The sequence below is a fragment of the Aminobacter sp. MSH1 genome (genome assembly GCF_003071665.1).
Lineage (GTDB): Bacteria > Pseudomonadota > Alphaproteobacteria > Rhizobiales > Rhizobiaceae > Aminobacter > Aminobacter niigataensis.
In genome coordinates, this window is record NZ_CP026265.1 from 4,152,929 (window position 1) to 4,176,708 (window position 23,780).

The following is a 23,780-nucleotide window of genomic DNA, read 5'->3' on the forward strand; positions in this document are numbered from 1 at the left end:
TCCTAGGAGTGTCGGCTGCCCGCCCATGCGAGCGCGGTTTCGAAAATCTTGGTCAGCGTCGCACGCATCGGCGCGGCGAAGGCGGGGTCGTAGCGGCTCGGCCAGTTGGACCGTTCGATCTTGCCCTCCGGCTCGAGCATGTAGCCGCGGCAGGAAAGCTCCATCTGCAGAGCATGGACACCCTGCTCCGGGCGGCCGTGGTGGCGGGTGATCCAGCCGCCCTTGAAACGGCCATTGACGACAGAAGGCCGGCCCGTCGCCGCCATCAGCGCAGCAACCTGTTCCTGCAAGGCGGGGTCGGCGCTGTTGCCGGAATTGGTGCCGAGATTGAACAGCGGCAGCTTGCCCTCGAAGAGCCTGGGGATGACCGACCGGATCGAATGGCAATCGTAAAGCACGACGTGGGGATGCAGCGCACGCAGGCGGGCAATCTCACCCTCCAGCGCCGCGTGGTATGGGCCGAAATAAGCCGCGCGGCGCCGGGCCACCTCGTCGGCATCGGGCACCTGCCCTTCCCTGTACAACTCCTCGCCGTCAAAAGTCGTGGTCGGGCAAAGCTCCGTGGTCGCCTGGCCGGGATAAAGTGAGGCGCCCGAGGGATCGCGGTTGACGTCGATGATCGAGCGCGAAACCGTGGTGCGGACGATGGTAGCGCCCAGCTCACCGGCAAAGTCATAAAGCTGCTCGATCCACCAGTCGGTGTCGCGCCGGGCCAGCCAGGGCGAGACGAAGCTGTCGTCGAGCCCAGCAAGATCGGTACCGGTGTGGGGGATACTGACGAGCAGCGGGGCGTCGCCCTGCTTGACCGTCAGCCAGGACCTATCGCTCATGCCTGAGCCCCTGAAATCTGCGGCAAGGAAACGGCGCCAGCCGCTTCGACGATCGCCCCGTTGCGGACCAAAGCGATGGCCTTTTCCATGTCGGGATGGAAATGGCGGTCGTCATCGAGATGCGGCACCTGCGCCCGGACCAGCTTGCGCACCGCTTCGAGCGCCCCACTCGATGCCAGCGGGGCATGGAAATCGCAGCCTTGGGCAGCAGCCAGCAGTTCGATGCCGATAACGCCATTGGCGTTTTCGATCATCGACAGCAGCCGGCGCGCGCCGTGGGCAGCCATCGAGACATGATCTTCCTGGTTGGCGGAAGTCGGGATGGAATCGACGGATGCCGGGTAGGCCCTCTGCTTGTTCTCGGAAACCAGTGCTGCAGCCGTGACCTGCGGGATCATGAAACCGGAATTGAGGCCCGGCTTCGGCGTCAGGAAAGCCGGCATGCCGGACAATGCGGGGTCGACCAGCATGGCGATGCGGCGCTCGGACAGCGAGCCGATCTCGCAAACCGCGAGCGCGATCATGTCGGCAGCAAAGGCAACCGGCTCGGCGTGGAAATTGCCGCCGGAAAGAGCCGTATCGTCCTCTGTGAAGATCAGCGGGTTGTCAGTGACACCATTGGCCTCGGTGCCAAGCGTGTCGGCCGCCTGGCGCAGCAAGGTCAGGGCTGCGCCCATCACCTGCGGCTGGCAGCGCAGGCAATACGGGTCCTGGACACGTTCGTCGCCGACACGGTGGCTCTCGCGGATGGCGCTGCCGGCCATCAGGTTGCGCAGCGCATCCGCCGTTTCCATCTGGCCGCGATGCTTACGCAGCAGGTGGATGCGCGGATCGAACGGCGCGTCCGAGCCCTTGGCCGCGTCCGTCGACAGCGCGCCGGTGACAAGCGCCGACTTGTACAGAACCTCGGCATCGAACAGGGCTGCAAGCGCATAGGCGGTCGAAAACTGGGTACCGTTGAGCAGCGCCAGGCCTTCCTTGGCGCCGAGGGTGATCTGCTCGAGTTCGTGGGTGACGAAGGCGACCTTGGCCGGCACGATGCCATGCGGCGTATGGCAATCGCCGACGCCGATCATCGTCGCGGTCATGTGCGACAGCGGCGCCAGATCGCCCGATGCGCCGACCGAGCCCTGGGCCGGCACGACCGGAATGACACCCTTGGCCAGCATGGCCTGCAGCAGGTCGATGGTCTGTTCGCGCACGCCGGAAGCGCCCTGCGCCAGGCTGGCAAGCTTGAGCGCCATCATCAGGCGCGTCACCGCGACCGGCATTGCCTCGCCGACGCCCGCGGCATGGGAAAGCACGATGTTGCGCTGCAGGGTTTCCAGGTCGTCCGCCGGGATGCGGACGCTGGCCAGCTTACCGAAGCCGGTGTTGATACCGTAGACCGGCTCGCCCTTGGCGACGATCCTTGCCACCGTTTCGGCGCTGGCCCTGATCCTGGGGCGGCAGGCCGGATCGAGTTCGGGCACGGCGCCACGATAAATGGCGCGCCATTCGGCCAGCGTTGCGTTACCGGGCTTCAGAACGAGCGTAGTCATTTACCTCTCCAGATACGGGCATGGAGCGGATTGAACCCCATGCGATAGACAAGTTCGGCCGGGCTTTCGATGTCCCAGATGGCAAGGTCGGCCCATTTGCCGGCTTCGAGCGTGCCGGTCTCGGCCTGCAGGCCGAGCGCACGCGCGGCTTCGCGGGTGACTCCGGCGATGCATTCGTCGACGGTCATGGCAAACAAGGTGGCGGCCATGTTCATGGTCAGAAGCAGCGAGGTCAGCGGCGAGGTGCCGGGATTGTTGTCGGTGGCGACGGCCATCTTGACGCCGTGCTTGCGGAACAGGTCGAGCCGCGGCTTTTTGGTCTCGCGGATGAAATAGTAGGCGCCCGGCAGGACAACCGCGACCGTGCCGGCCTTGGCCATCGCGGCAGCGCCAGCCTCGTCGGTATACTCAAGATGATCGGCCGACAGCGCGCCGTAGCTGGCGGCCAATGCCGCGCCGCCGAGATTGGACAACTGGTCGGCATGGAGCTTAACCGGCAGGCCGCGCTCTGTAGCCGCATCGAAAACACGTGCCATCTGATCGGGCGAGAAGGCGATGCCCTCGCAGAAGCCGTCGACTGCGTCGGCAAGGCCTTCATCAGCTATTTTCGCCAGCATCGGACCGGCGACGAGATCGATATAGGCATCCTTATCGCCGTTGGCTTCCGACGGCAGCGCATGGGCGCCGAGGAAAGTCGTGCGCACTGTCACAGGCCGCCGCCCGGCCAGTTGCCGCGCTGCGCGCAGCGACTTGCCTTCATTGTCGAGGTCGAGCCCGTAGCCCGACTTGATCTCGACGGTCGTCACGCCTTCGGCGATCAGTGCATCGAGGCGCGGCAAGGTCTGCGCCACGAGGTCTGCCTCGCTCGCCGCACGCAACGACTTGACAGACGAGACGATGCCGCCCCCTGCCCGCGCCACCTCTTCATAGGTGGCACCGGCCAGACGCATCTCAAACTCGTTGGCGCGATTTCCGGCGTGAATAAGATGGGTGTGGCAGTCGATCAGGCCCGGCGTGATCCAGCGACCATGGCAATCCACAACCTCGGCACCCGACAGCAGCTCGGCCGGCATGTCAGCCTCAGCACCGGCATAGACGATGCGGCCGTCTCGTGCTGCGACCGCGCCCGCATCGACAATGCCAAGGCCGGCCTTGCTTTCAGCCAGCGTCGCCAGCCGCGCATTGCGCCAAACCCTTGCCGATCCTGTCGATTGCGCTCCAGCCATGATCTTTTTCGTTTCCTCCACTTTCAATTATGTATATACATATCTAAGCGCGATGCAAGTGCTATCGTGCGGTTCGCGACAGTGGTGAGGAGATTATGGTGGCAACAATCTTTGCGGAACAGGCGCTTCTGGCCGATGGCTGGCAACGAGATGTGAGGCTGACGCTGGCCGGCGGACGCATCGAACAGGTGGAAGCCGGAGCCGTCGCCGCCTCTAACGACGAGCGCCACGCCATCGTGCTGCCGGGCATGCCAAACCTGCACAGTCACGCCTTCCAGCGCGGCATGGCCGGCCTCGCCGAAATCCGCGGCCCGTCGTCCGACAGCTTCTGGTCGTGGCGCGAGCTGATGTACCGTTTCGCGCTGTCGATGACGCCGGACCAGGTCGAGGCGGTAGCGGCGCAGCTTTATGTCGAAATGCTGGAGGCAGGATTTTCGCGCGTCGGCGAGTTTCACTATCTCCACCACGACCGCGACGGCAGCCCCTACGCCAACATCGCCGAGATGGCCGAACGCATCGCGGCAGCTTCGGTCGACACCGGCATCGGGCTCACCCTTCTGCCGGTTTTCTACGCCCATTCCGGTTTCGGCGGCACTCCGGCAAATGAAGGCCAGCGGCGATTCATCAACGATACGAATCGCTTCGCACAGCTTTTTGAGAAGTGCAGCGAAGCGGTTGCCGGCATCGACGGCGCGGTGCTCGGACTTGCGCCCCACAGCCTGCGCGCGGCGACCCCGGATGAATTGCCGGTTGTCACAGCCATGACCACCGGGCCGATCCACATCCACATCGCCGAACAGGTGAAAGAGGTCGAAGACTGCGTCGCCTGGTCAGGGGCCCGGCCCGTCGAGTGGCTGTTGCGCAACGCCGATGTCGACAGGCGCTGGTGCCTGATCCACGCCACGCACATGACCGAGGCCGAGACGATCGCCATGGCTCGGTCGGGAGCGGTCGCCGGCCTGTGCCCGATCACCGAGGCCAATCTCGGCGACGGCGTCTTTTCTGCGCCGCTATTCGTCGAACACGGCGGCAAATACGGCGTCGGCTCGGATTCGAATGTCGAGATCGGCGTCGGCGGCGAACTCCGCATGCTCGAGTACTCGCAGCGGCTGGCGCACCGGGCCCGCAATGTGCTTGCGACATCAGGCCAATCGACCGGCCGCGCACTGTTCGACCGGGCACTCGAAGGCGGAGCACAAGCGCTCGGCGCAGGGAACGCCGCCATTGCCGCGGGTGCGCCGGCCGATTTCATCTCGCTCGACGCAGGCCACCCCACCCTCGCAGGGAAAACCGGCGACGCCATTCTCGACGCCTGGATCTTCGCGCGCGGCGGCAAGGTCGATTGTGCCTGGGTCCGGGGACGCAAAGTCGTGTCGGGCGGCCAACATTTCCGCCGCGATGCTATTGCGGCGCGGTTCCGGAGCGTGATGATGCAACTGACGGCGGCGTAAAGGCGAGGAAATCCTGGTGCCTGATTCGATAGCGGACCTAGTTGAAGCGCCGGAAAGCGGCGATGCATCGACATCGCTCTACCAGCGCATCCTCAACGACATCCGCGACCGCATCGTTTCGGGCGAATGGGAGCCGGGGTACCGCATCCCCTTCGAACACGAACTGACCGAAGAGTATGGCTGTTCGCGCATGACCGTGAACAAGGCGCTGTCGCAACTCGCCAAAGCCGGGCTGATCGAACGGCGTCGGCGCTCTGGCAGCTTCGTGCGCAGGCCGCAGTCGCAGGCAGCCGTGCTCGAAATCCACGACATCCGCATCGAGGTCGAAGCGCTCGGCCTGCCCTACCGCTACGAACTGATCTCGCAGCTCAAGCGACGCGCCGGCGCGGCCGACCGTGACAGGCTGGGGGCCGGCGTTTCGGGCCAGCTTCTGGCGTTGAAATGCCGCCACTATGCCGGTGCGCGGCCGTTTTGCACGGAAGACCGGCTGATCAACCTCGCTGCCGTGCCTGAGGCTGCGGACGAGGAGTTCCTTGAAACGGCCCCCGGCCCCTGGCTGATCGGACAAGTGCCCTGGAGTGCGGCAGAACACGTCATCCGTGCGGCGGCGGCCGATGCCGAGATTGCCTCGGACCTTGGCCTTGCCGCCGGGGCGCCCTGCCTGGTCATCGAAAGGCGGACATGGAGCGCCGAGCGCCCGGTCACGCATGTGCGCTTCACCTATCCGGCGAATGCCCATGCGGTGGTCGCCCGCTTCACACCATCCGACAGCTAAGCAAAAACGCCGCGCATCCCGGGGACGCGCGGCGTTTCGCTAGGTTTGAAGCCGAAGGCTATCGTCAGGCAGCAGCCGTGACGATGATCTCGACCTTGTATTCCGGACCGGCGAGCTTGGCTTCACCGGTTGCACGTGCAGGCGTGTTGCCCTGAGGCACCCAGCCATCCCAGACCGAGTTCATTTCGGCGAAGGTCGACATGTCGTCGAGCCAGATGATCGCCTGCAGGATCTTGGTCTTGTCGGTGCCGGCCTTGGCCAGCAGGGCGTCGATCTCGGCCAGGATGGCCTTGGTCTGCGCGGCAACGCTTTCGCCCGGGGCGCCAACCTGGCCAGCCAGGTAAACGGTGTTGTTGTGGATGACGATCTGGCTCATGCGAGGGCCGACATCGATACGACGAACGCTCATGGTGGTCTCCTTCCGTTACAGGTGGCGCCTTCTTAGATTTTGCTGCCCCATCGGCGCAAGGCCGCAATGGTCAAATTCCGTGGGCCAGTCCTGTCAGTTGCGGCCCTATGGGGAAAATGCACCGCTTTGTCGCACCGCCTCGTTGACTAATGTAATAACATCACATATCCAGAGTTCGAACGAGCGGCCGCCTGTGGACAGACCGATGACCGACGCCTGCCTGACATTCAAGGACCTGACGCTGGGCTACAGTAGCCATCCAGCGGTCCACCATCTCAACGGCTCGATCAAGGCCGGTTCGTTGACGGCGGTCGTCGGCGCCAATGGCTCGGGCAAATCCACCCTGATGAAGGGCATCGTCGGCGTGTTGAAGCCGATGGCCGGCTCCTGCACCGTCGCTCCGGGAAAACGCATCGCCTATCTGCCGCAGCAGTCGGAACTCGACCGCAGCTTTCCCGCCCGCGTCATCAATCTCGTTTCGCTTGGCCTGTGGCCAAGGCGTGGCCTGCTCGGCCGCTACACCAAAGAGGATCGCGAGGCCGTCAACCACGCATTGATGGCCGTCGGGCTGGAAGGCTTCGAGAAGCGCCCAATCGACACGCTTTCGGGCGGCCAGTTGCAACGCGCCCTGTTTGCCCGCGTGCTGGTCCAGGACGCCGACATCATCCTGCTCGACGAGCCGTTCAACGCGGTCGACGCCAAGACGGTCGGCGACCTGATCCGGCTGATCAAGCGCTGGCACGGCGAAAACCGCACGGTGATGGTGGTCGCCCACGACCTCGAGCTGGTGCGCGCCCATTTTCCCAACACCCTGCTGCTCGCACGCCAGCCGGTTGCCTGGGGCGAAACCATCGAGACGCTGCGCCCGGAAAACCTCCTGAGAGCCCGGCGCTTCGACGAAGCCTGGCATGACGATGCGCCATGGTGCGAACCGGAACCAGGCCATGTCCACGCGCACAGCCATGACGATCATCACCATCATGAGCACGGCGAGGTCCACGGCCATCCCGACCACGAATCCGGCCCGCGGGCAGCCTGAACATGTATGATTTCCTGATCGCTCCGTTCGTCGAATTCGGCTTCATGCAGCGCGCGCTTGCCGGCTCGCTGATGCTGGCGCTGGGCGGATGCCCGGTCGGCGTGTTCCTGATGCTGAGGCGCATGAGCCTGACCGGCGACGCCATGGCGCATGCCATCCTGCCGGGCGCTGCCGCCGGCTTCCTGCTCTACGGCCTGCAGATCGTGCCGATGACCATCGGTGGACTGATTGCGGGCGTCATCGTGGCGCTCGGCGCGGGCGCGGTCTCGCGCTTCACCGTACAGCGCGAAGATGCCTCGATGGCGGCGTTCTACCTGATTTCGCTGGCGCTCGGCGTGCTCATCGTGTCGCTGCGCGGCTCGAGCGTCGATCTCATGCATGTGCTGTTCGGCACCGTGCTGGCGTTGAACGACGACGCGCTGACGCTGATTGCGCTGATTTCAGGATTCACGTTGCTGACGCTTGCCGTCTTCTGGCGCGCATTGGTCGCCGAATGCCTCGACCCGCTGTTCCTGCGCTCGGTCAGCCGGCTCGGTACGCCGGTCCACTTCATCTTCCTCGGCCTCGTCGTGCTCAATCTCGTCGGCGGCTTCCAGGCGCTTGGAACCCTGCTCTCCGTCGGCCTGATGATGCTGCCGGCTGCGGCCGCCCGGTTCTGGACGGCACGGGTCGAGCCGATGTGCGCGCTGGCCTTCGGTTTTGGCGCGATTTCCTGCGTTGCCGGGCTGCTGGTCTCTTATCACGCCTCCCTGCCCTCCGGCCCGGCGATCATCCTTTCGGCAGGGGCGATCTATCTCGCTTCCATTCTTTTCGGCACGCGCGGCGTCTTCAACACCAAGCTTCGCCGCCACCGCCACCGCACCGCCTGATCCGCTTCAACATGGAGAGACATATGCTCAGGACAATTGGCTTCGCCTCGCTTATGAGCGTTATAACATTAACTTCCTTCACCGCGACTTCGGCCTCTGCCGATCCGCTCAAGGTCGTGGCAAGCTTCTCGATCATCGGCGACTTTGCCCGGAATGTCGGCGGCGACCGCATCGAACTCACCACTCTGGTCGGACCGGACGGCGACGCCCATGTCTACGAGCCATCCCCCGCCGACGCGGTGACCATGTCCAAGGCCAATGTCGTCCTGGTCAACGGCCTGCAGTTCGAAGGCTTCCTGCAGCGCCTAGTCGAGGCCAGCGCCACCAAGGCTTCGGTGGTCGAACTGACCATGGGTGTCGAGCCCATCAAGATGAAGGAAGGGCATGAGCACGCTGCCGAGGCAGGCAGCGACGATCACAACCACGGCGACCTCGATCCGCACGCCTTCCAGTCGATCGCCAACGCCAGGATCTATGTGAAGAATATCGCCGACGCCTTCTGCGCTGCCGACGCCAGCGGCTGCGATAGCTACAAGGCAAACGCCGAAGTCTATACCGCCAAACTCGACGCGGCCGATGCCGAGGTCAAGGTGGCGGTGGCGGCGATCCCGGAGGACAAGCGCATCGTCATCACCTCGCACGATGCCTTCGGCTATTTCGAGAACGCCTACGGCCTGACCTTCCTGGCGCCGGAGGGCATTTCGACCGAAGCGGAGGCTTCGGCGGCCGATGTCGCGGCGCTGATCTCGCAGGTGCGTGGCGACAAGGCATCGGCGATCTTTCTGGAAAACATCACAAATCCGCGCCTGATCGAGCAGATCTCCTCGGAAACCGGTGTCAAAGTCGGTGGAACGCTCTATTCCGACGCGCTGTCCAAGGCCGACGGCGCGGCCGCGACCTACATCGACATGATGAAGGCCAACATCGCCACCATCAAGGGCGCGATCCTCGGCAGCTAACCGGATATCGCCAAGCGGCCAGCAGGCCGCCTTTTGGCCCGACAATCCGATCCGACCAACCAGCCGGCATGAGGCGGGGCCCAAAACCTCGCCTTTTTCTCAAACTCCACCTGTTATGTAATAACATTCATGAGGATAATATGAAACATCTACTCGCCACCACGTCTGCGCTTGCCGTTCTACTCGGCGTCGCCGCCGCTCCAGCCTTCGCCGAGAAACAAACCGCATGGCGGCTGTTCGTTTCCGATCACGCCCAACCGATCGTCCACGCCATCGACATGGAGACCGGCCAGAAGATCGACACGTTCAACGTCAAGGCGCCAACCAGCCTCTATCGCTCCAGCAGCGGCCGCACCGTCTTTGCCGTGCAGGGCAAGGGCGATGTGATCTCGGTGCTTTCGAGCGGCATTTCTTTCGGCGACCATGGCGACCACGGCGACATCAGCGTCGAGGCGCCAAGGCTTCTGGATGTCAGCTTCGAGGGCAAGAAGCCGTCGCATTTCGTCGACCATGAGGGCGACATCGCCCTGTTCTTCGACGACGAGGGAAAGACGCGGGTCACACGTGAGGCTGACATTCTCGAGGGCAAGCCGGCCATTCGCGAAGTGACCACCGACGCGCCGCATCACGGCGTGGCCATCGCCCTGGGCGACCACGTGCTTGTGTCGGAGCCGAACCTGGCGAAGCCCGATGAACTGCCCATTGGCATTCGCGTGGTCGACCGTTCGGGAGCGTCCGTCGGCGGCCTGCACGATTGCCCGGACCTGCATGGCGAGGCGTCATCGGGCAACCTTGTTGCGGTTGCATGCGCCAAAGGCCTGCTCATCACCTCAGCAGGCAACGGCACCCCGAAGGTCAATCTGCTGCCCTACGCCGATCTTCCCGAAGGCAAATCGACGACGCTGGTGGGCGGTCGCGGCCTGCAATACTTCCTCGGCAATTATGGTCCCAGCGCCGTCGTCCTGATCGATCCGAAGTCCGAAGACGCCTTCAGGCTGATCGAACTGCCAACACGCCGCGTGCATTTCACCGTCGATCCTGTGCGGGCGAAGTTCGCCTACGTCTTCACCGAAGATGGCCAATTGCACAAGATCGACGTGGTGGCTGGCAAGCTGGATGCCTCGCTCAAGCTGACCGAGCCCTACAGCATGGACGGCCACTGGAGCGATCCGCGTCCACGCATCGCCGTCGCCGGCGATCGCATCGTCGTCTCGGACCCGCTGAAAGGCGTCCTGCATACCGTCGATGCCGCAAGCTTCACGCAGGGCGAGGACATCGCACTCGCGGGCAAGCCGTTCAACCTGGTCGCCGTCGGCGGCTCCGGCGAAGCCCATTGAAATGACGGGGGAGCCGGCACACACCGGCTCCCCCGTCCTGCATCTGCTACCAGCAGATGGTTGCCCCGGAGCGCCAGCAGTGGCAAGACTGGCGCCGACCGGCTGCGACTGCGGCCCACGAACCCTTGCGAGGACGAACATGGAAATTCGCCAGATCACCGACGATTACTCGGTTTCCGGCCAGATCACGCCGGACGAAGTTGCCGCCGTCAAGGCCGCAGGCTTTAAGAGCGTGATCTGCAACCGGCCCGACGACGAGCAGCCCGGCCAGCCTTCCGCAGGCAGCGTCAAGGCAGCAGTCGAGGCAGCCGGCCTTGCTTTCCGCCACATCCCCGTCATCAGCGGCCAGATGACCGGCGACAATGTTGCCGACATGGCCGATGCGCTCGACGAGATGGAAGGTCCGGTCTTCGCCTATTGCCGCTCGGGCGCCCGCTGCACCAACCTCTACATGGCAATCCAGCAGAGCAAGGGTTGATTGGAGCGGCAGCGGACGCGCTTCGATTTGCAGGACCACCAATTATGACCTAAATTATGGTCATAAGGATTGTGCCCATGAACGTTTCCGTCGCCGAGGCCAAAGCCAAGTTCTCCGAACTCATCAAGCGGGCTGAAGCCGGCGAGGAGATTGTCGTCACGCGCCACGGCAAGGCCGTGGCGCGCGTCATGCCGCCGGAGCCAGAACAGGAATTGCTTCCACGGATCGGTGCGCTCAAGGGCAAGATCTGGATCGCTGATGATTTTGACGCACCGCTTGATGATTTCAAGGACTACATGAAGTGACCGGCGAGGCCTTTCTCGCCGACACCCATATCATCCTGTGGTCGGTCAACGACGACTCACGACTGAGGCCAGCGCACCGCAAGATTCTCGCCTCTTCGGCGATTGTCTATGCCAGCGCGGCGAGCGTCTGGGAGATTGCGATCAAGCAGAACATCGGAAAGTTGGACGCGCCGACCAATCTCGACGTCCTCCTTCCTAGAATGCAGTTTACGCCGCTTGCCATCACCATCGAGCACGCACAGCGCGTGGCAGGATTGCCTCGCCATCACGGCGACCCATTCGACCGGCTCCTGATCGCACAAGCGCAGACCGAGAACCTGTCGATCCTCACCGCCGATCCATTGTTCTCGCACTACGACGTCGCACTCGTCTGAAGCCCCAGCCGCTCGACCTCTTCGCTGCGGAACTGCAGATCGTAGTCGAGGAAGAACTCGTCGAGTTGCGGCGGGGCGGCGGAAGTGCCCGACAACATCGCATGCACCTGACCACGATGGTGGATCTGGTGGATGTAGAGATGCGCAAGCAGATCGCCGATGCGCTCGGGTATCTGCCCCGCCTCGCCGCGGTCGGAGAGCACCGGCCTGTCGAGATCGGCCTCCGTCAGCCGGTCGCAACAGCCGATCAGCCGGCGGTCGAACTCCGCCTGAGCTCTTGCCAACGCCACCGCGTCGTCGAAATCGACAAAACGGTCGAACACCCTTCGCCCCTCACCGCCCTCTTCGATCATGTCGAGATAATAGATATCGACTGACAGGATATGGTTGAGCGTCTCCTTGAGGGACGGAAAGAAACTGGTCCGCACAGCCTCGAATTCGCCCGGCCTCAAGGCCTGCACGGCGCGGTAGATGCGGTCGTTCGACCACAGATTGTTCCGCGCCATGCAGCGAAAGTGGCTCGTCAAGTCCACGGCGGCCTCAGGCCGGCTCGAAGCGGCCGACCTGGCGTTCGATCGCGCCGAAGATGGAGTGGCCGGACTTGTCCTTCATTTCGACGCGCAGCGTGTCGCCGAGCGAAACCGACAATGTCTCGACCGCGCCCCTGACAATGGCACCGGTGCCCAGCGGCCTGGTCGCCGCCGCATCGGCAATCAGCTTGGGAAAGCTGGTCCAGCCGACCGAGGCAATGCTTCGCGTGCCTGCCAGCAGCGGCAGATGCACCGCACCGTCCCAGGCATCGCCAAGTTCGTCCGGCGTCACCGCAACAGGCGACAGCGCCGACGTTCCGCTCTGCCCGGCATCGAGGTCCGTATCGGCCGAAAGCACGACAAGGGCAATGGCGTCCTTGGCGCTGTCTGCTGTCGCCGCCATCGCAACGTCCGCGACGATCACCGCAACGGCCGCCTCGATCTTGGCGTCACGCGTCTTGCCGGCGAGTTCGATCGGATCGCGCGGGCCAACAAAGGCATCGCCTCCGCCCAGGCGCTGGTAGGCGCGCGGCAGGGGCGAATGGGCGTCATGCTCATGGAAGCGCGACGAAGGCACCGAGCCTATTTCCAGCGAATCGGCCAATGCTGTGAGATGCGGGAAAATCCGGCGCCAGTCGTCCAGCGCCGCCTGCAAATTCGGCGCCAGGAAGGAGGCATCGGTGTATCGCGTCAGGTCGCGCGAGACGATGACCAGTTTCCCGTCACGCGAACCGTTCTTCAGCGTCGCCAGTTTCATGCAGGTCCTCCCGATTGCGGGCGTCATCGCCCTCGACCACCACAACAAGCCCGTCGCGGCCGATCGTCAAGGGACCATTCCATGTTTTCCTGACAGCCTCGATCCAGTCGGCTTCGCCGATCTCGGTATCATCAGCTGGAATGAGGTGGTTGAGCACCAGCCGTCCAACCCCGGCCCTGGCAGCAATGGTGCCAGCTTCCCCTGCCAGGCTATGGCTTGCCATCAGGTGCTGCCTCAGGCGGACGCCATTGCCGGTACGCGCCACCAGCCGTTCGACGCCCTCTTCCAGCATCGCTTCGTGGAGCAGTATTGCGGCGCCGCGGGCAAAATCGGCGAGCGGTGGAAAGAAGGCCGTGTCGGCGGAAAATACGATGCTCGTGCCCGCATGCTCGAAGCGAAGGGCGAAACACTCGGTCACTGGCGGGTGGTCGACACGCAGGGCGGTGACAGCGAGGGCGCCGTCGTGCAGCACATCCCCTTCGCCGAACTCGACAACCTCGACCATCCTGCGCAGGTCGGGACGGCCCTCATCGTCGATCCGGGTTTCGATGTCGAATTCAAGCGCTTGCACGAAACTTTGCCAGTATCGATTCAACCCGATGGGGCCAAACAGCCGGACCGGTGTCGCGAGCCCGGCCGTCCACGCGGTATGAATCAACGCTCCCAGTTCAAGCACATGGTCGGAATGAAGATGGGTAATGAAGATGAGATCGAGCGCTTTCAGGCTCAGGCCCGCGTCGGTCAGGCCGCGCGTCACGCCGAGCCCGCAATCGACGACGATGGTGCGGCCGCCGAGTTCGAGAAGTGTGGAAGTCGGCCAGGGCCCACCGGGTCGGATCGCCGGACCACCCTTGGTGCCGAGCAGAACGAGACGATCGCTCATGCGCTTCTGCCCCGCGCCGAGCCTGTCGCTCCGATATCCTGATTCATGCCACACCTCGCTGCAGGCGCCCAAGCTAAAGCGCCGTCAAGGTTCATGGCAAGGCGAAAGCGTCAGTCGACGCGGCGTGGATATTGCGCCCGCGGCGGAATCCAGTGGTGAACCAATGCCAGCACCAGAAGGCTGACGCAGCCGAGCAGAATGACAACGAAGAGCGTGCCGCCCTGATAGGGCGAAGCGGTTGCCACGAGCGGGATCGCGCCCGCCGGCGGATGCGTTACGCGGAACATCAGCATCAGCGCGATCGAAACGCCGACAGCGACCGCCGACACTTCCCACAGCCCCGGGAAAGTCATAGCCGCGGCCACGCCGATCAAGGTTGCGATGAAATAGCCGGCGAAAATATTGATCGGCTGTGCCAGTGGGCTCGCTGGCTGGCCAAACAGGAGAACCGCAGTCGCGCCCAACGGTGCAATCAGCATCGGCAAGCCAGTGACCGAGGCCAAACCACCCACGGTCGCCATACCCACGACCGCCCCCGACCCCGACTTGAGGTGCGAAAGGAATTGCCCTTGCGGTTCGTGCCGGGCGGTAAGCGTGCGAATATGGCGGCGCATCATCGATTCCAGGCGAACGGTCTGCTCCAATAGCAAATCGCCTGTTCGTTTGGCAACGCTGGTTTGTTCGAAAAATTCGCCCTATAGTGAAAAAACGTTCCTGTGGCTCACCAATCCATGACCACCTTGCCGGAATTGCCGCTGCGCATGGCATCGAACCCGGCCTGGTAGTCGTCGATGCCGATGCGATGGGTGATGAGACCCGTCACGTCGAGCGGCCCCTGCACCAGCGCGATCATCTTGTACCAAGTCTCGAACATCTCGCGACCATAGATGCCCTTGAGATGCAGCATCTTGAAGATGACCTTGTTCCAATCGATCTCGAAGCCGGTCGGCGCGATGCCGAGGATGGCGATCTTGCCTCCATTGTTCATGGTGTCGATCATGTCGCGGAAGGCGACCGCCGAGCCTGACATCTCAAGCCCGATATCGAACCCTTCGGTCATGCCCTCGTCGCGCATCACGTCGCGCAACTTTTCCCTCGAGGCATCGACCACATGATGAACGCCCAGCTTTTTCGCCAGCGCCAGACGGACAGGGTTGATATCGGTGATGACGACCTTTCTCGCGCCAACGCATTGCGCCACCAACGCCCCCATGATGCCGATCGGGCCGGCGCCGGTTACCAGCACATCCTCGCCGACCAGGTCGAAAGAAAGGGCCGTGTGCACGGCATTGCCGAGCGGGTCGAAAATCGCGGCGATCTCGTCGGGCACGTCGTCGGGGATCGGCACGACGTTGTGCTGGGGAATGGCGACATATTCAGCGAAGGAGCCCGGGCGATTGACGCCGACGCCCAGCGTGTTGCGGCAGAGATGCCCTCGCCCCGCGCGGCAATTGCGGCAATGGCCGCAAACGATATGGCCCTCGCCCGAGACCCGCTGGCCGACCTTGTAGTCCTTCACGCCGGCGCCGAAATCGGCAACCGTGCCGACGAACTCGTGTCCTGTGACCATCGGCACCGGCACCGTCTTTTGCGCCCACTGGTCCCAGTTGTAGATGTGGACGTCGGTGCCGCAGATCGCCGACTTCCTGACCTTGATCAGCACGTCGTTGGGACCGACCTCGGGCACCGGCACCTCTTCCATCCAGATGCCGGGTTCGGCCTTGGCCTTCACCAGAGCGCGCATCATGTTCGACATTGTCTTCTCCTGCGAATCCCTTGATCCAGAATCGCTTTTGGCGCCGCTGGCAGCTTACGAAACGACGCCCAACTCTCGTCCGACTTCGCCGAAAGCGGCCACCGCCCGGTCAATGTCGGCAGCCGAATGTGCCGCCGACATCTGGGTGCGGATGCGCGCCTGCCCCTTGGGCACGACCGGGAACGAGAAACCGATAACGTAGATGCCGCGCTTGAGCATCCGCGCCGCCACCTCCTGGGCGAGGGCGGCGTCGCCCAGCATGACAGGAATGATGGGATGGTCGGCACCGGCAAGCGTGAAGCCAAGCTTGCCCATGCCCGAGCGGAAGCGCTCGGCATTGGCATAGAGCTTTTCGCGCAAGGCGCCGCCTGAGGCGATCATGTCGAGCACCTTGATCGACGCTCCGGCGATCGAGGGCGCTAGCGTGTTGGAAAACAGGTAGGGGCGCGACCGCTGGCGCAGCCAGTCGACAACCTCGCGCTTGGCCGATGTGTAGCCACCCGAGGCGCCGCCCAGAGCCTTGCCGAGCGTACCGGTGATGATGTCGACCCTGCCCTCGACGCCGCAGTGCTCCGGCGTGCCGCGGCCGTGCTTGCCGACAAAGCCGACGGCATGGCTGTCGTCGACCATCACCATCGCCCCGTATTTTTCAGCCAGGTCGCAGACGCCGCCGAGATTGGCAATGATGCCGTCCATCGAGAACACGCCGTCAGTAGCGATCAGCTTGAAGCGGCTGCCTTCGGCCTTCTTCAGTTCCTCTTCGAGCGCTGCCATGTCGTTGTTGGCGTAGCGGAAGCGCTTGGCCTTGGAGAGGCGCACGCCGTCGATGATCGAGGCGTGGTTGAGGGCATCGGAAATGATGGCGTCGTCCTCGGAAAGCAATGTTTCGAACAGGCCGGCATTGGCGTCGAAACAGGAGGAATAGAGGATCGTGTCCTCCATGCCGAGGAACGCCGACAGCTTCGCCTCCAGTTGCTTGTGCTCTTCCTGGGTGCCGCAGATGAAGCGCACCGAGGCCATGCCATAACCGTAGCGGTCGAGTGCCTTCTTGGCGGCGTCGCGCAACTCATGGCTATCGGCGAGGCCGAGATAGTTGTTGGCGCAGAAGTTCAGCACCTTTTCGCCGCCGACCTCGATCTCGGCACTCTGCGTCGAGGTGATGACGCGCTCGGACTTGTAGAGCCCTGCCGACTTCAGTCCCTCCAGTTCGGAGGAAAGATGGGACAAAAACGCGTTGCTCATGGCCAGCTTGCCGCCTCGAATTGGAGTGCATCTGGGCAAGTGTCGCGCCTGGCAAGGTGAAAATCCATCACAAAAGCGACGGCGGGACGAATGGACGCCATCCGCCCCGCCACCCCAGTCACGTCAGCTCAACGGCGCGCCGATGATGTCGATGCCGTTGCGGGCGCAAGCCTCGCTCAGCATGGCAATAACTTCGGGCGTCGGCGCTTCCTGCGGTGGGATCTCCGCCCTGGGGGCCGGAATGCTGACTTCGCGCACCATGCGCTCGAAGTCGCCGCCTGTGGTGATGGTCAGGCAGCGGGCGCCCTCGGCGGATTCGACGCGATAGCTGTGCGGAATGCCCTTCGGCGCCAGCAGGATCTGGCCGGCGCGGCCGTAGAGATCCTTGCCACCGACGTTGAAACGCACCACGCCCTCGAGGATGTGGAAGACCTCGTCCTCGTTGTGGTGAATATGGAGCGGCGGCGACGATCCGTATGGCATCAGGTGTTCGATGACGCTGATGGTGTCGGCTCCCGCCTGACCCGAAACCCGGATGGTTGCAAGCGTGCCGTTGAACCACAGCAGTTCGCCGTCATTCTCGGTCTTTGCATGAATGGTCACTGTGTTTTCCTTTCGAACAAGCGCGGCGCCGGGCCGCAGTGGCCTTGATCTAAGGGGCGAGCGTATCCGTTCGAATTCAGCAAAACCGAAAGCTGTATCTGTAACCTGAAACATTTCGCACCTGATATGAACCAGGATGCCGAGACAAGTCTGTTAGGAATACGACGCCCGCACGCGCCGCTTCCTTGACCGCAGCGGGGCGTCGGCCACGCTATCCTTGGCGCACATCAAGCCTGCGCCTTGGGGACAGCATGACCGACGCGACGATTTCGAGCATTCGCATCTTCCGGCAATGGCAGCCGTTTCGCGACGGCACCTATCGCTGCTCGGGCGGGCGCAGTGCGGAAGGCTTCGATTCGACCATCGTCGAGATCACCAGTCGCGACGGCACCACCGGATACGGAGAAATGGCGCCGCTGGGCAGCTTCTACGACCCGGCATTTGCCGCCGGCGCGCGCGAAGCGATGCGGGAACTGGCACCGCAAATGCTGGGCTGCGACGCATCGGGTATCGAGGCCCTGAACCGACGCATGGACCTGCTGCTCAAGGGCCATCCCTATGCGAAGTCGGCGCTCGACATGGCGCTGTGGGACCTTGCCGGCAAACGCTCAGGGCTGTCTCTAGCCGCGATGAGCGGCGGCGCGGAGGGATCGGCGCTGGCACTATATCGCTCCATCGCCCAACAGGCTCCCGACGCGATGGCCATGCGAGCGCAAAAGTACATCGCCGAGGGCTACCGCCGCCTGCAGGTAAAGGTCGGGCTTGACGTCAACGAGGATATTGCCCGGCTCGAGGCGGTACGGGCAAGCGTTCCGGCCGACACCGTTCTGTTTTGCGATGCAAATGCAAGCTGGGGTACGGCAGAGACACGCCGCTTCCTGTTGGCGACGCGCAATCTCGACTACACACTGGAGCAACCTTGCGCGAGCTACGAGGAGAACCTCGCCATCCGCCGCGCCACCGACCGGCCTCTTGTGCTCGACGAAACCATCGACGGTGTTGACGTGCTGGTCCGCGCCATATCCGACGGGCTGGTCGACGGGATCACCATCAAGCTGGCGCGTGTCGGCGGCCTGAGCAAGGCAAGACTGTTGCGCGACATCGCGATTGCCAAAAATCTCAAGGTCACCATCGAGGATACGGGCGGCGCCCAGATCGACACGGCCGCCTATTCCGGCCTGCTGTTGTCGACACCGGAACATCTCAGACAACACACCGTCGACTTCCACAACTGGGTGACGGTGTCGAACGCACGCGGCGATTTTGCCATCGCCGATGGCATGATGCGCCTGCCCGGCGGCCCAGGGCTTGGCCTCGACGTCGATGCTCACGCCTTTGGCGAGCCAATCTTCAGCTGCTCTACCTGAGAGGATGGCTGGACGGACACGCCCCCGCACCCGTCCAGCCCAGCATCGGCGCTATGGTAGCGGGGCGCCGACGACCTCGATGGAACTGTTCACGCGATTGTCCGGGAAAGATTCTCTCGAAACGGAAGGAGCCGGACGGCTCATCTGGCGAACCATCTGCTCAAACTCCCCACCCTGGGTGACGATGAGACAGGTCGCGCCATCGGCGGACAGTATCTGAAAATCGTGAGGAATCCCCTTCGGCGCCATGACGGTCTGCCCGACATGGGCGAGGAAAACCGTTTCGCCAACCTGGAAACGCATCATGCCTTCGAGAATATGGATGAGTTCGTCGCCGCTCAAGGTCACCTGCAGCGGCGACGAGCCGCCTGCGGGCATGCGGCATTCGATGATGCTGATCTGGTCGTTTTCGACGCTTGCGGCTGTGCGGATCGTCATGAGATTGTCGCCGAACCACAGGATCTGGCCGGCATTCTCGAACTTGGTCTGGGCGTTCATCGACAATATCCCCTCTGCCCGTCCGGCGAAAAACTGCCGTACGCCCTTGGGGATTATCGACGCCATGTATCCGCCTGACGTCGAGAAGCAGGCGGTGTGTTTCAAAGTCATGAAACAATTCGCGCTATAGGCGAACTGTAATCGCACCAGCTAAACTACAAAGCGAACCATGGACGCACCGTAGCGACTTGCGCCTGCCAACAAGAAAACGGCCGCATGGCGTGTCCATGCGGCCGTTACGACCTTCAGCGTGTCAATCGAAGGCCTAGAAGAAAGCCTGCAGACCTGTCTGGGCGCGGCCCAAAATCAGCGCATGCACGTCATGAGTGCCTTCGTAGGTGTTCACGGTCTCGAGGTTCTGCGCGTGGCGCATGACGTGGTAACCGATCTGGATGCCGTTGCCGCCATGCATATCGCGGGCCTGGCGGGCGATGTCGAGCGCCTTGCCGCAGTTGTTGCGCTTGACGAGGCTGATCATCTCGGGCGCGAACTTGTGCTCGTCCATCAGGCGGCCGACGCGCAACGAGCCCTGGAGGCCGAGCGCGATCTCGGTCTGCATGTCGGCCAGCTTCTTCTGGTAGAGCTGCATGCCGGCGAGCGGCTTGTTGAACTGCTTGCGGTCGAGGCCGTACTGACGGGCACGGTGCCAGCAATCCTCGGCGGCGCCCATGACGCCCCAGGAAATGCCGTAGCGGGCGCGGTTGAGGCAACCGAACGGACCCTTGAGGCCCGAAACGTTCGGCAGCAGCGCATCTTCGCCGACTTCCACGCCTTCCATGACGATCTCGCCGGTGATCGAGGCGCGCAGCGACAGCTTGCCGCCGATCTTCGGCGCCGACAGGCCCTTCATGCCCTTTTCAAGCACGAAGCCGCGGATCTGGTTTTCGTGGGCCGCCGACTTGGCCCAGACGACGAAGACGTCGGCGATTGGCGCGTTGGAGATCCACATCTTCGAGCCGCTGATCTTGTAGCCATTCGCGGTCTTTTCAGCGCGGGTCTTCATGCCGCCTGGATCGGAACCTGCATCCGGCTCGGTCAGGCCGAAGCAGCCGATCCACTCGCCCGAGGCAAGCTTGGGGAGGTACTTCTTGCGCTGCTCCTCGGAGCCATAGGCATATATCGGGTACATCACCAGCGACGACTGCACCGACATCATCGATCGGTAGCCCGAATCGACGCGTTCGACTTCGCGGGCGACCAGGCCGTAGGTGACGTAGCCGGCGCCCAGGCCGCCATACTCCTCGGGAACGGTGATGCCGAGCAGGCCGGCCTCGCCCATCTCGCGGAAGATCGCCGGATCGGTCTTCTCGTCGAGATAGGCTTCCTCGATGCGCGGCGCGAGCTTGTCGGCAGCAAAAGCGGCCGCGCCGTCGCGTACCATGCGCTCGTCTTCGGACAGCTGGTCTTCGATCAGGAAAGGGTCGGCCCAGACAAAGCTGCCGCCGCCGGCCGGTGTGGATGCGCTCATGGTTCCTCCGGAGAATGGTGATTTTCCGTCATTCTAGACCGCTTCAGCACTTTTCGCTAACAAGTAATCTCGTAAGGTTTATGCGTAAATTCGATCAACTCAAGGCCAGGCCCGACGATGCGCCGCAGCTATGTCCCCACGATTGCAGAGCTTGAGGCCTTCCGCGCCTGCGCCGGCCTCGGCACGACAATTCGCGCCGCCGATCACCTCGGCCTGACCCAGAGCTCGGTCAGCCGTTCGATCGGCCAGCTCGAGGACCGGCTGGGCGTGGCGTTGTTCCACCGCGTCCGGCAGCGGCTGGCGCTTTCCGATGCCGGCCGCCGCTTCGCTCGCGATGCCGAGGCGATCCTCGACAGCCTGCATGAGGCGGCGGTGCGTACCATGGCCTTCGGCGGCCAGTCGGACGTGCTGAGCATCGCGGTGCTGCCGACATTGGCCGACCGCTGGCTGATCCCAAGACTCGCGGGCTTCCACGCCGCCCATCCGCACGTCGCCATCGACCTTGCGGTGCGGCTGGAGACCGTCGACCTAGAAACAGAAACTTTCGACGCCGCGATCCAGCGCGGTCCGGCAGAGTCGGGACAACCGGGCATCGTCCGCCTGTTCGACGAGGAGCTTGTGGTGGTGGCTTCACCGGCTTTGCTGGACGGGCGCGCCGCCCTCGATGATGCCGAGCTTGCCGCGCTGCCGCTGCTGCAGCAGTCGACCCGGCCGACCCTGTGGCTGCGATGGTTCCAGGCCGCTGGCATCGATCCACGCACCACTTTGCGCGGCCACCGTTTCGAACAATTCTCCATGGTGGTCGAGGCGGCGGTCGCCGGGCTCGGCGTGGCCCTGGTGCCGGAAGTGTTGGCAGAGCGCGAACTCGCCGCCGGCAGACTGGTACTGGCCTCACCCAACCGCATTGCCGGCGAAGTGCCTTACCGGCTCGCCTTCCGGCCCGGCAGCGAGGACCGGCCCGGCTTGCGCGAATTCGTCCGCTGGTTGGCGGCCGAAGCGGCGGACCAGCCGGTCAGATTCTGAGTCCAAACCTGATGCCGTCATAGATGGCGGCGTGGATGTTGCGCGCCTGCACGGCATCGCCGATGCGCAGCAGCAGGAAACGGCCATCCGGGTTCTTGGCCGGGAAGATGTCGCCGCCATGGATCAGGCGCTCGTAGTCGATGGCGCCGCCATTTTTCGACAGCGGCTTGAGCTCGAGATAGAGCTCGTCGAGCGGCAACGTGCCATACTCAACGACCACCTGATCGACACGGCGCTCCTCGTGCCAACCCTTGGCGTAGTCGGAAAAAAGGGTAGCAACCAACTGATTCCCTTCGCGCCTGACCGACTTCAGCCGCGTGTTGATGGTGATTTTCACGCCAGAGCGATGAAACGCCTCCATGTAGGGCACGTGGTTCATGCCGCCGATCTCAGGGGCAAAGAAGCGCTCCGGCGTCAGCAGTTCGAGCTTGCTGCCTGCCTTGCCGATCAGTTCGGCAGCCGTCATGCCCTGGTGGCCGCCATTGTCGTCATAGAGCAGCACATTCTCGGCCGGCTTGACGCTGCCGGCGATGATATCCCAGCTCGACGTGACCAGATCGTCGCCCGCATCGAGCGGCGGGCTCTGCGGCAGGCCGCCGGTGGCAATCACCACGGCATCCGGGTCGAGCGCCAGCACGTCGTCCACACCCGCCCAGATGTCGTAGCGGATCTCTACGCCGAGCCGCTCCAGCTCGGCCAGCCGCCAGTCGACGATGCCGATCAGCTCGCGCCTCCGCGGATTCTGCGCCGCAAGCCGCACCTGGCCGCCGGCCTGGCTCGATGCCTCCAGCACGGTCACCTTGTGCCCGCGCTCGGCCAGCACGCGCGCAGCCTCAAGGCCGGCAGCACCGGCACCGACCACGGCGACACTGCGCAGCGGGCCATCGGTGCGGGAAATGACATGGGGGATCGTCGCCTCGCGGCCGGTGGCGGCATTGTGGATGCAGAGCGCGCCGCCGCCCTCGTAAATGCGGTCGAGGCAGTAGGTTGCGCCGACGCACGGCCTGATCTGGTGCTCACGGCCTTCCATCACCTTCTTGACGATATGCGGCTCGGCGATGTGGGCGCGCGTCATGCCAACCATGTCGAGCTTGCCGGCGGCGATGGCGTGGCGGGCCGTGGCGACATCCGATATGCGCGCGGCGTGGAAGACCGGGAATTTGGTCGCCGCCCTGACCTCGCCGGCGAAATCGAGATGCGGCGACGACGGCATGCCGTGCAGCGGGATGACACCGGTCAGTGCTGCGTCGGTGTCGATATGGCCGCGGATGATGTTGAGGAAGTCGAATTTTCCCGACGACGCCAGGCGTCGCGCGATCTCGATGCCCTCCTCCTTCGACAGGCCCTTGTCGAAGTCCTCGTCGGCGACCATGCGGATGCCGACGACGAAATCGGGACCGACAGCAGCGCGCACGGCATCGATCACCCGCCAAGTGAAGCGCAGCCGGTTGTCGAGCGAGCCACCATAGTCGTCGTCGCGGTGGTTGGTCGCCGGAGACCAGAAGCCGTCCATCAAATGGCCGTAGGCCTCGAACTCGATGCCATCGAGCCCGGCCGCCTGCATGCGCTGGGCGGCCGAGGCATAGTCGGCGACGATACGCTCGATGTCCCAGTCTTCGATGGTCTTGGGGAAGGTGCGGTGGGCGGCTTCGCGCACCGGGGAAGCGCTGAGCACCGGCAGCCAGTCGGCCTTGTTCCAGTTGGTGCGGCGGCCAAGGTGGGTGATCTGGATCATCACCTTGCAGTCGTGCTCGTGACAGTCGTCGACGAGTTCGCGCAGCCAAGGCACGATCGCGTCGTCATAGGCGTGGAGATTGCCGAATGCGGCCGGGCTGTCGCGCGAGACGATGGCCGAGCCGGCCGTCATGGTCAGCGCCATGCCGCCCTTGGCCTTCTCGGCATGGTAGAGCCGGTAGCGCTCCTTGGGCATGCCGTCTTCGGAGTATGCCGGTTCGTGGCTCGTCGACATGACGCGGTTCTTCAGCGTCAGGTGCTTGAGCCGGTATGGCTGGAGAAGCGGGTCGTTGCTGGTCATTGCCTTCCTGCATTATCCGGCGCTA

At 63.8% G+C, this 23,780-nt stretch carries 25 protein-coding genes; 11 read left to right on the forward strand and 14 right to left on the reverse strand.

What is annotated here, in order from left to right; all coding sequences use genetic code 11:
• Positions 1-2 precede the first annotated feature (2 nt).
• Genes hutG through hutI form a run of 3 tightly spaced genes read right to left on the reverse strand, consistent with a single transcriptional unit; the run spans position 3 to position 3,597 of the window.
• Positions 3-830 carry an N-formylglutamate deformylase gene (gene hutG, locus CO731_RS20440; protein WP_108608590.1) on the reverse strand — a complete coding sequence of 276 codons (828 nt, stop codon included), beginning with the start codon at positions 828-830 and terminating at the stop codon, positions 3-5.
• The gene (hutH, locus tag CO731_RS20445; protein ID WP_108608591.1) at positions 827-2,371 is read right to left on the reverse strand and encodes a histidine ammonia-lyase; all 1,545 of its coding nucleotides are present in this window, start codon (positions 2,369-2,371) and stop codon (positions 827-829) included. Before hutH ends, hutG begins: the two co-directional genes overlap by 4 nt.
• Positions 2,368-3,597 carry an imidazolonepropionase gene (hutI, locus tag CO731_RS20450; protein WP_199914495.1) on the reverse strand — a complete coding sequence of 410 codons (1,230 nt, stop codon included), beginning with the start codon at positions 3,595-3,597 and terminating at the stop codon, positions 2,368-2,370. Before hutI ends, hutH begins: the two co-directional genes overlap by 4 nt.
• A 98-nt stretch (positions 3,598-3,695) precedes the next feature.
• On the opposite strand from hutI, the gene CO731_RS20455 reads away from it, so the two are divergent.
• On the forward strand, positions 3,696-5,048 hold the full coding sequence (locus CO731_RS20455; protein ID WP_108609956.1) for a formimidoylglutamate deiminase: 1,353 nt from the start codon (positions 3,696-3,698) through the stop codon (positions 5,046-5,048).
• Between the two features lie 16 nt (positions 5,049-5,064).
• Positions 5,065-5,823 carry a histidine utilization repressor gene (gene hutC / locus CO731_RS20460; RefSeq protein WP_245439431.1) on the forward strand — a complete coding sequence of 253 codons (759 nt, stop codon included), beginning with the start codon at positions 5,065-5,067 and terminating at the stop codon, positions 5,821-5,823.
• A gap of 64 nt (positions 5,824-5,887) precedes the next feature.
• Here the strand turns inward: hutC and CO731_RS20465 are convergent, their stop codons facing one another.
• Positions 5,888-6,232, reverse strand: coding sequence for a RidA family protein (locus tag CO731_RS20465; protein WP_055979001.1), 345 nt, complete (start codon positions 6,230-6,232; stop codon positions 5,888-5,890).
• Positions 6,233-6,437: 205 nt separating this feature from the next.
• Here CO731_RS20465 and aztA point away from each other — a divergent pair, with 205 nt between their 5' ends.
• The 7 genes from aztA to CO731_RS20500 all read left to right on the forward strand — a co-directional run bounded on the left by aztA (position 6,438) and on the right by CO731_RS20500 (position 11,593).
• A complete protein-coding gene (aztA, locus tag CO731_RS20470) occupies positions 6,438-7,271 on the forward strand; it encodes a zinc ABC transporter ATP-binding protein AztA (protein ID WP_108608592.1) in 834 nt (277 codons plus the stop codon).
• A 2-nt stretch (positions 7,272-7,273) separates the two neighbouring features.
• A complete protein-coding gene (aztB, locus tag CO731_RS20475) occupies positions 7,274-8,140 on the forward strand; it encodes a zinc ABC transporter permease AztB (protein WP_108608593.1) in 867 nt (288 codons plus the stop codon).
• Between the two features lie 23 nt (positions 8,141-8,163).
• Positions 8,164-9,099, forward strand: coding sequence for a zinc ABC transporter substrate-binding protein AztC (gene aztC, locus CO731_RS20480; protein WP_108608594.1), 936 nt, complete (start codon positions 8,164-8,166; stop codon positions 9,097-9,099).
• Between the two features lie 140 nt (positions 9,100-9,239).
• On the forward strand, positions 9,240-10,436 hold the full coding sequence (gene aztD / locus CO731_RS20485; RefSeq protein ID WP_108608595.1) for a zinc metallochaperone AztD: 1,197 nt from the start codon (positions 9,240-9,242) through the stop codon (positions 10,434-10,436).
• A gap of 139 nt (positions 10,437-10,575) precedes the next feature.
• Positions 10,576-10,914 (forward strand): TIGR01244 family sulfur transferase, encoded by a 339-nt coding sequence (locus CO731_RS20490; RefSeq protein ID WP_108608596.1) that lies wholly within the window; start codon positions 10,576-10,578, stop codon positions 10,912-10,914.
• Between the two features lie 77 nt (positions 10,915-10,991).
• Positions 10,992-11,219 (forward strand): type II toxin-antitoxin system prevent-host-death family antitoxin, encoded by a 228-nt coding sequence (locus CO731_RS20495; RefSeq protein WP_108608597.1) that lies wholly within the window; start codon positions 10,992-10,994, stop codon positions 11,217-11,219.
• Positions 11,216-11,593 carry a type II toxin-antitoxin system VapC family toxin gene (locus CO731_RS20500; RefSeq protein ID WP_108608598.1) on the forward strand — a complete coding sequence of 126 codons (378 nt, stop codon included), beginning with the start codon at positions 11,216-11,218 and terminating at the stop codon, positions 11,591-11,593. Before CO731_RS20495 ends, CO731_RS20500 begins: the two co-directional genes overlap by 4 nt.
• Here the strand turns inward: CO731_RS20500 and CO731_RS20505 are convergent.
• The 7 genes from CO731_RS20505 to CO731_RS20535 all read right to left on the reverse strand — a co-directional run bounded on the left by CO731_RS20505 (position 11,572) and on the right by CO731_RS20535 (position 17,364).
• A complete protein-coding gene (locus tag CO731_RS20505) occupies positions 11,572-12,126 on the reverse strand; it encodes a DinB family protein (protein ID WP_108608599.1) in 555 nt (184 codons plus the stop codon). The two genes, CO731_RS20500 and CO731_RS20505, sit on opposite strands and share 22 nt — an antisense overlap.
• A gap of 7 nt (positions 12,127-12,133) precedes the next feature.
• Entirely contained in the window at positions 12,134-12,880 is a 747-nt protein-coding gene (locus CO731_RS20510; RefSeq protein WP_108608600.1) for a fumarylacetoacetate hydrolase family protein, read from the reverse strand.
• A complete protein-coding gene (locus tag CO731_RS20515; RefSeq protein ID WP_108608601.1) occupies positions 12,846-13,763 on the reverse strand; it encodes an MBL fold metallo-hydrolase in 918 nt (305 codons plus the stop codon). The genes CO731_RS20510 and CO731_RS20515 overlap by 35 nt, the downstream gene beginning before the upstream one ends.
• 110 nt (positions 13,764-13,873) lie before the next feature.
• Complete coding sequence (locus tag CO731_RS20520) at positions 13,874-14,407, reverse strand: HPP family protein (protein ID WP_343207434.1); 534 nt, start codon at positions 14,405-14,407, stop codon at positions 13,874-13,876.
• Positions 14,408-14,484: 77 nt separating this feature from the next.
• Positions 14,485-15,519, reverse strand: a complete 1,035-nt coding sequence (tdh, locus tag CO731_RS20525; protein ID WP_108608602.1) for an L-threonine 3-dehydrogenase — start codon at positions 15,517-15,519, stop codon at positions 14,485-14,487.
• Positions 15,520-15,573: 54 nt separating this feature from the next.
• Positions 15,574-16,761, reverse strand: a complete 1,188-nt coding sequence (locus tag CO731_RS20530; protein WP_108608603.1) for a glycine C-acetyltransferase — start codon at positions 16,759-16,761, stop codon at positions 15,574-15,576.
• A gap of 123 nt (positions 16,762-16,884) precedes the next feature.
• Positions 16,885-17,364, reverse strand: coding sequence for a cupin domain-containing protein (locus CO731_RS20535; RefSeq protein WP_108608604.1), 480 nt, complete (start codon positions 17,362-17,364; stop codon positions 16,885-16,887).
• 251 nt (positions 17,365-17,615) lie between these two features.
• Between CO731_RS20535 and CO731_RS20540 the strand changes: the two genes are divergently transcribed.
• Complete coding sequence (locus CO731_RS20540; RefSeq protein ID WP_108608605.1) at positions 17,616-18,731, forward strand: mandelate racemase/muconate lactonizing enzyme family protein; 1,116 nt, start codon at positions 17,616-17,618, stop codon at positions 18,729-18,731.
• A 51-nt stretch (positions 18,732-18,782) separates the two neighbouring features.
• Here CO731_RS20540 and CO731_RS20545 read toward each other — a convergent pair whose 3' ends face one another.
• Both CO731_RS20545 and CO731_RS20550 read right to left on the reverse strand, forming a co-directional pair.
• Complete coding sequence (locus tag CO731_RS20545; protein ID WP_108608606.1) at positions 18,783-19,340, reverse strand: cupin domain-containing protein; 558 nt, start codon at positions 19,338-19,340, stop codon at positions 18,783-18,785.
• Positions 19,341-19,494: 154 nt separating this feature from the next.
• Complete coding sequence (locus CO731_RS20550; RefSeq protein WP_108608607.1) at positions 19,495-20,697, reverse strand: acyl-CoA dehydrogenase; 1,203 nt, start codon at positions 20,695-20,697, stop codon at positions 19,495-19,497.
• Positions 20,698-20,814: 117 nt separating this feature from the next.
• Here CO731_RS20550 and CO731_RS20555 point away from each other — a divergent pair, with 117 nt between their 5' ends.
• Positions 20,815-21,720, forward strand: coding sequence for a LysR family transcriptional regulator (locus CO731_RS20555; RefSeq protein ID WP_108608608.1), 906 nt, complete (start codon positions 20,815-20,817; stop codon positions 21,718-21,720).
• Here the strand turns inward: CO731_RS20555 and CO731_RS20560 are convergent.
• Complete coding sequence (locus tag CO731_RS20560; protein ID WP_108608609.1) at positions 21,710-23,755, reverse strand: NADH:flavin oxidoreductase; 2,046 nt, start codon at positions 23,753-23,755, stop codon at positions 21,710-21,712. The two genes, CO731_RS20555 and CO731_RS20560, sit on opposite strands and share 11 nt — an antisense overlap.
• Positions 23,756-23,780: the final 25 nt, after the last annotated feature.

Bases quoted from the DNA above. Each gene is read 5' to 3' on its own strand.
- hutG (WP_108608590.1), bottom strand. From the start codon at position 830: ATGAGCGATAGGTCCTGGCTGACGGTCAAGCAGGGCGACGCCCCGCTG.
- hutH (WP_108608591.1), bottom strand. From the start codon at position 2,371: ATGACTACGCTCGTTCTGAAGCCCGGTAACGCAACGCTGGCCGAATGG.
- hutI (WP_199914495.1), bottom strand. From the start codon at position 3,597: ATGGCTGGAGCGCAATCGACAGGATCGGCAAGGGTTTGGCGCAATGCG.
- CO731_RS20465 (WP_055979001.1), bottom strand. From the start codon at position 6,232: ATGAGCGTTCGTCGTATCGATGTCGGCCCTCGCATGAGCCAGATCGTC.
- aztA (WP_108608592.1), top strand. From the start codon at position 6,438: ATGACCGACGCCTGCCTGACATTCAAGGACCTGACGCTGGGCTACAGT.
- aztB (WP_108608593.1), top strand. From the start codon at position 7,274: ATGTATGATTTCCTGATCGCTCCGTTCGTCGAATTCGGCTTCATGCAG.
- aztC (WP_108608594.1), top strand. From the start codon at position 8,164: ATGCTCAGGACAATTGGCTTCGCCTCGCTTATGAGCGTTATAACATTA.
- aztD (WP_108608595.1), top strand. From the start codon at position 9,240: ATGAAACATCTACTCGCCACCACGTCTGCGCTTGCCGTTCTACTCGGC.
- CO731_RS20490 (WP_108608596.1), top strand. From the start codon at position 10,576: ATGGAAATTCGCCAGATCACCGACGATTACTCGGTTTCCGGCCAGATC.
- CO731_RS20495 (WP_108608597.1), top strand. From the start codon at position 10,992: ATGAACGTTTCCGTCGCCGAGGCCAAAGCCAAGTTCTCCGAACTCATC.
- CO731_RS20510 (WP_108608600.1), bottom strand. From the start codon at position 12,880: ATGAAACTGGCGACGCTGAAGAACGGTTCGCGTGACGGGAAACTGGTC.
- CO731_RS20515 (WP_108608601.1), bottom strand. From the start codon at position 13,763: ATGAGCGATCGTCTCGTTCTGCTCGGCACCAAGGGTGGTCCGGCGATC.
- tdh (WP_108608602.1), bottom strand. From the start codon at position 15,519: ATGTCGAACATGATGCGCGCTCTGGTGAAGGCCAAGGCCGAACCCGGC.
- CO731_RS20530 (WP_108608603.1), bottom strand. From the start codon at position 16,761: ATGAGCAACGCGTTTTTGTCCCATCTTTCCTCCGAACTGGAGGGACTG.
- CO731_RS20540 (WP_108608605.1), top strand. From the start codon at position 17,616: ATGACCGACGCGACGATTTCGAGCATTCGCATCTTCCGGCAATGGCAG.
- CO731_RS20545 (WP_108608606.1), bottom strand. From the start codon at position 19,340: ATGACTTTGAAACACACCGCCTGCTTCTCGACGTCAGGCGGATACATG.
- CO731_RS20550 (WP_108608607.1), bottom strand. From the start codon at position 20,697: ATGAGCGCATCCACACCGGCCGGCGGCGGCAGCTTTGTCTGGGCCGAC.
- CO731_RS20555 (WP_108608608.1), top strand. From the start codon at position 20,815: ATGCGCCGCAGCTATGTCCCCACGATTGCAGAGCTTGAGGCCTTCCGC.
- CO731_RS20560 (WP_108608609.1), bottom strand. From the start codon at position 23,755: ATGACCAGCAACGACCCGCTTCTCCAGCCATACCGGCTCAAGCACCTG.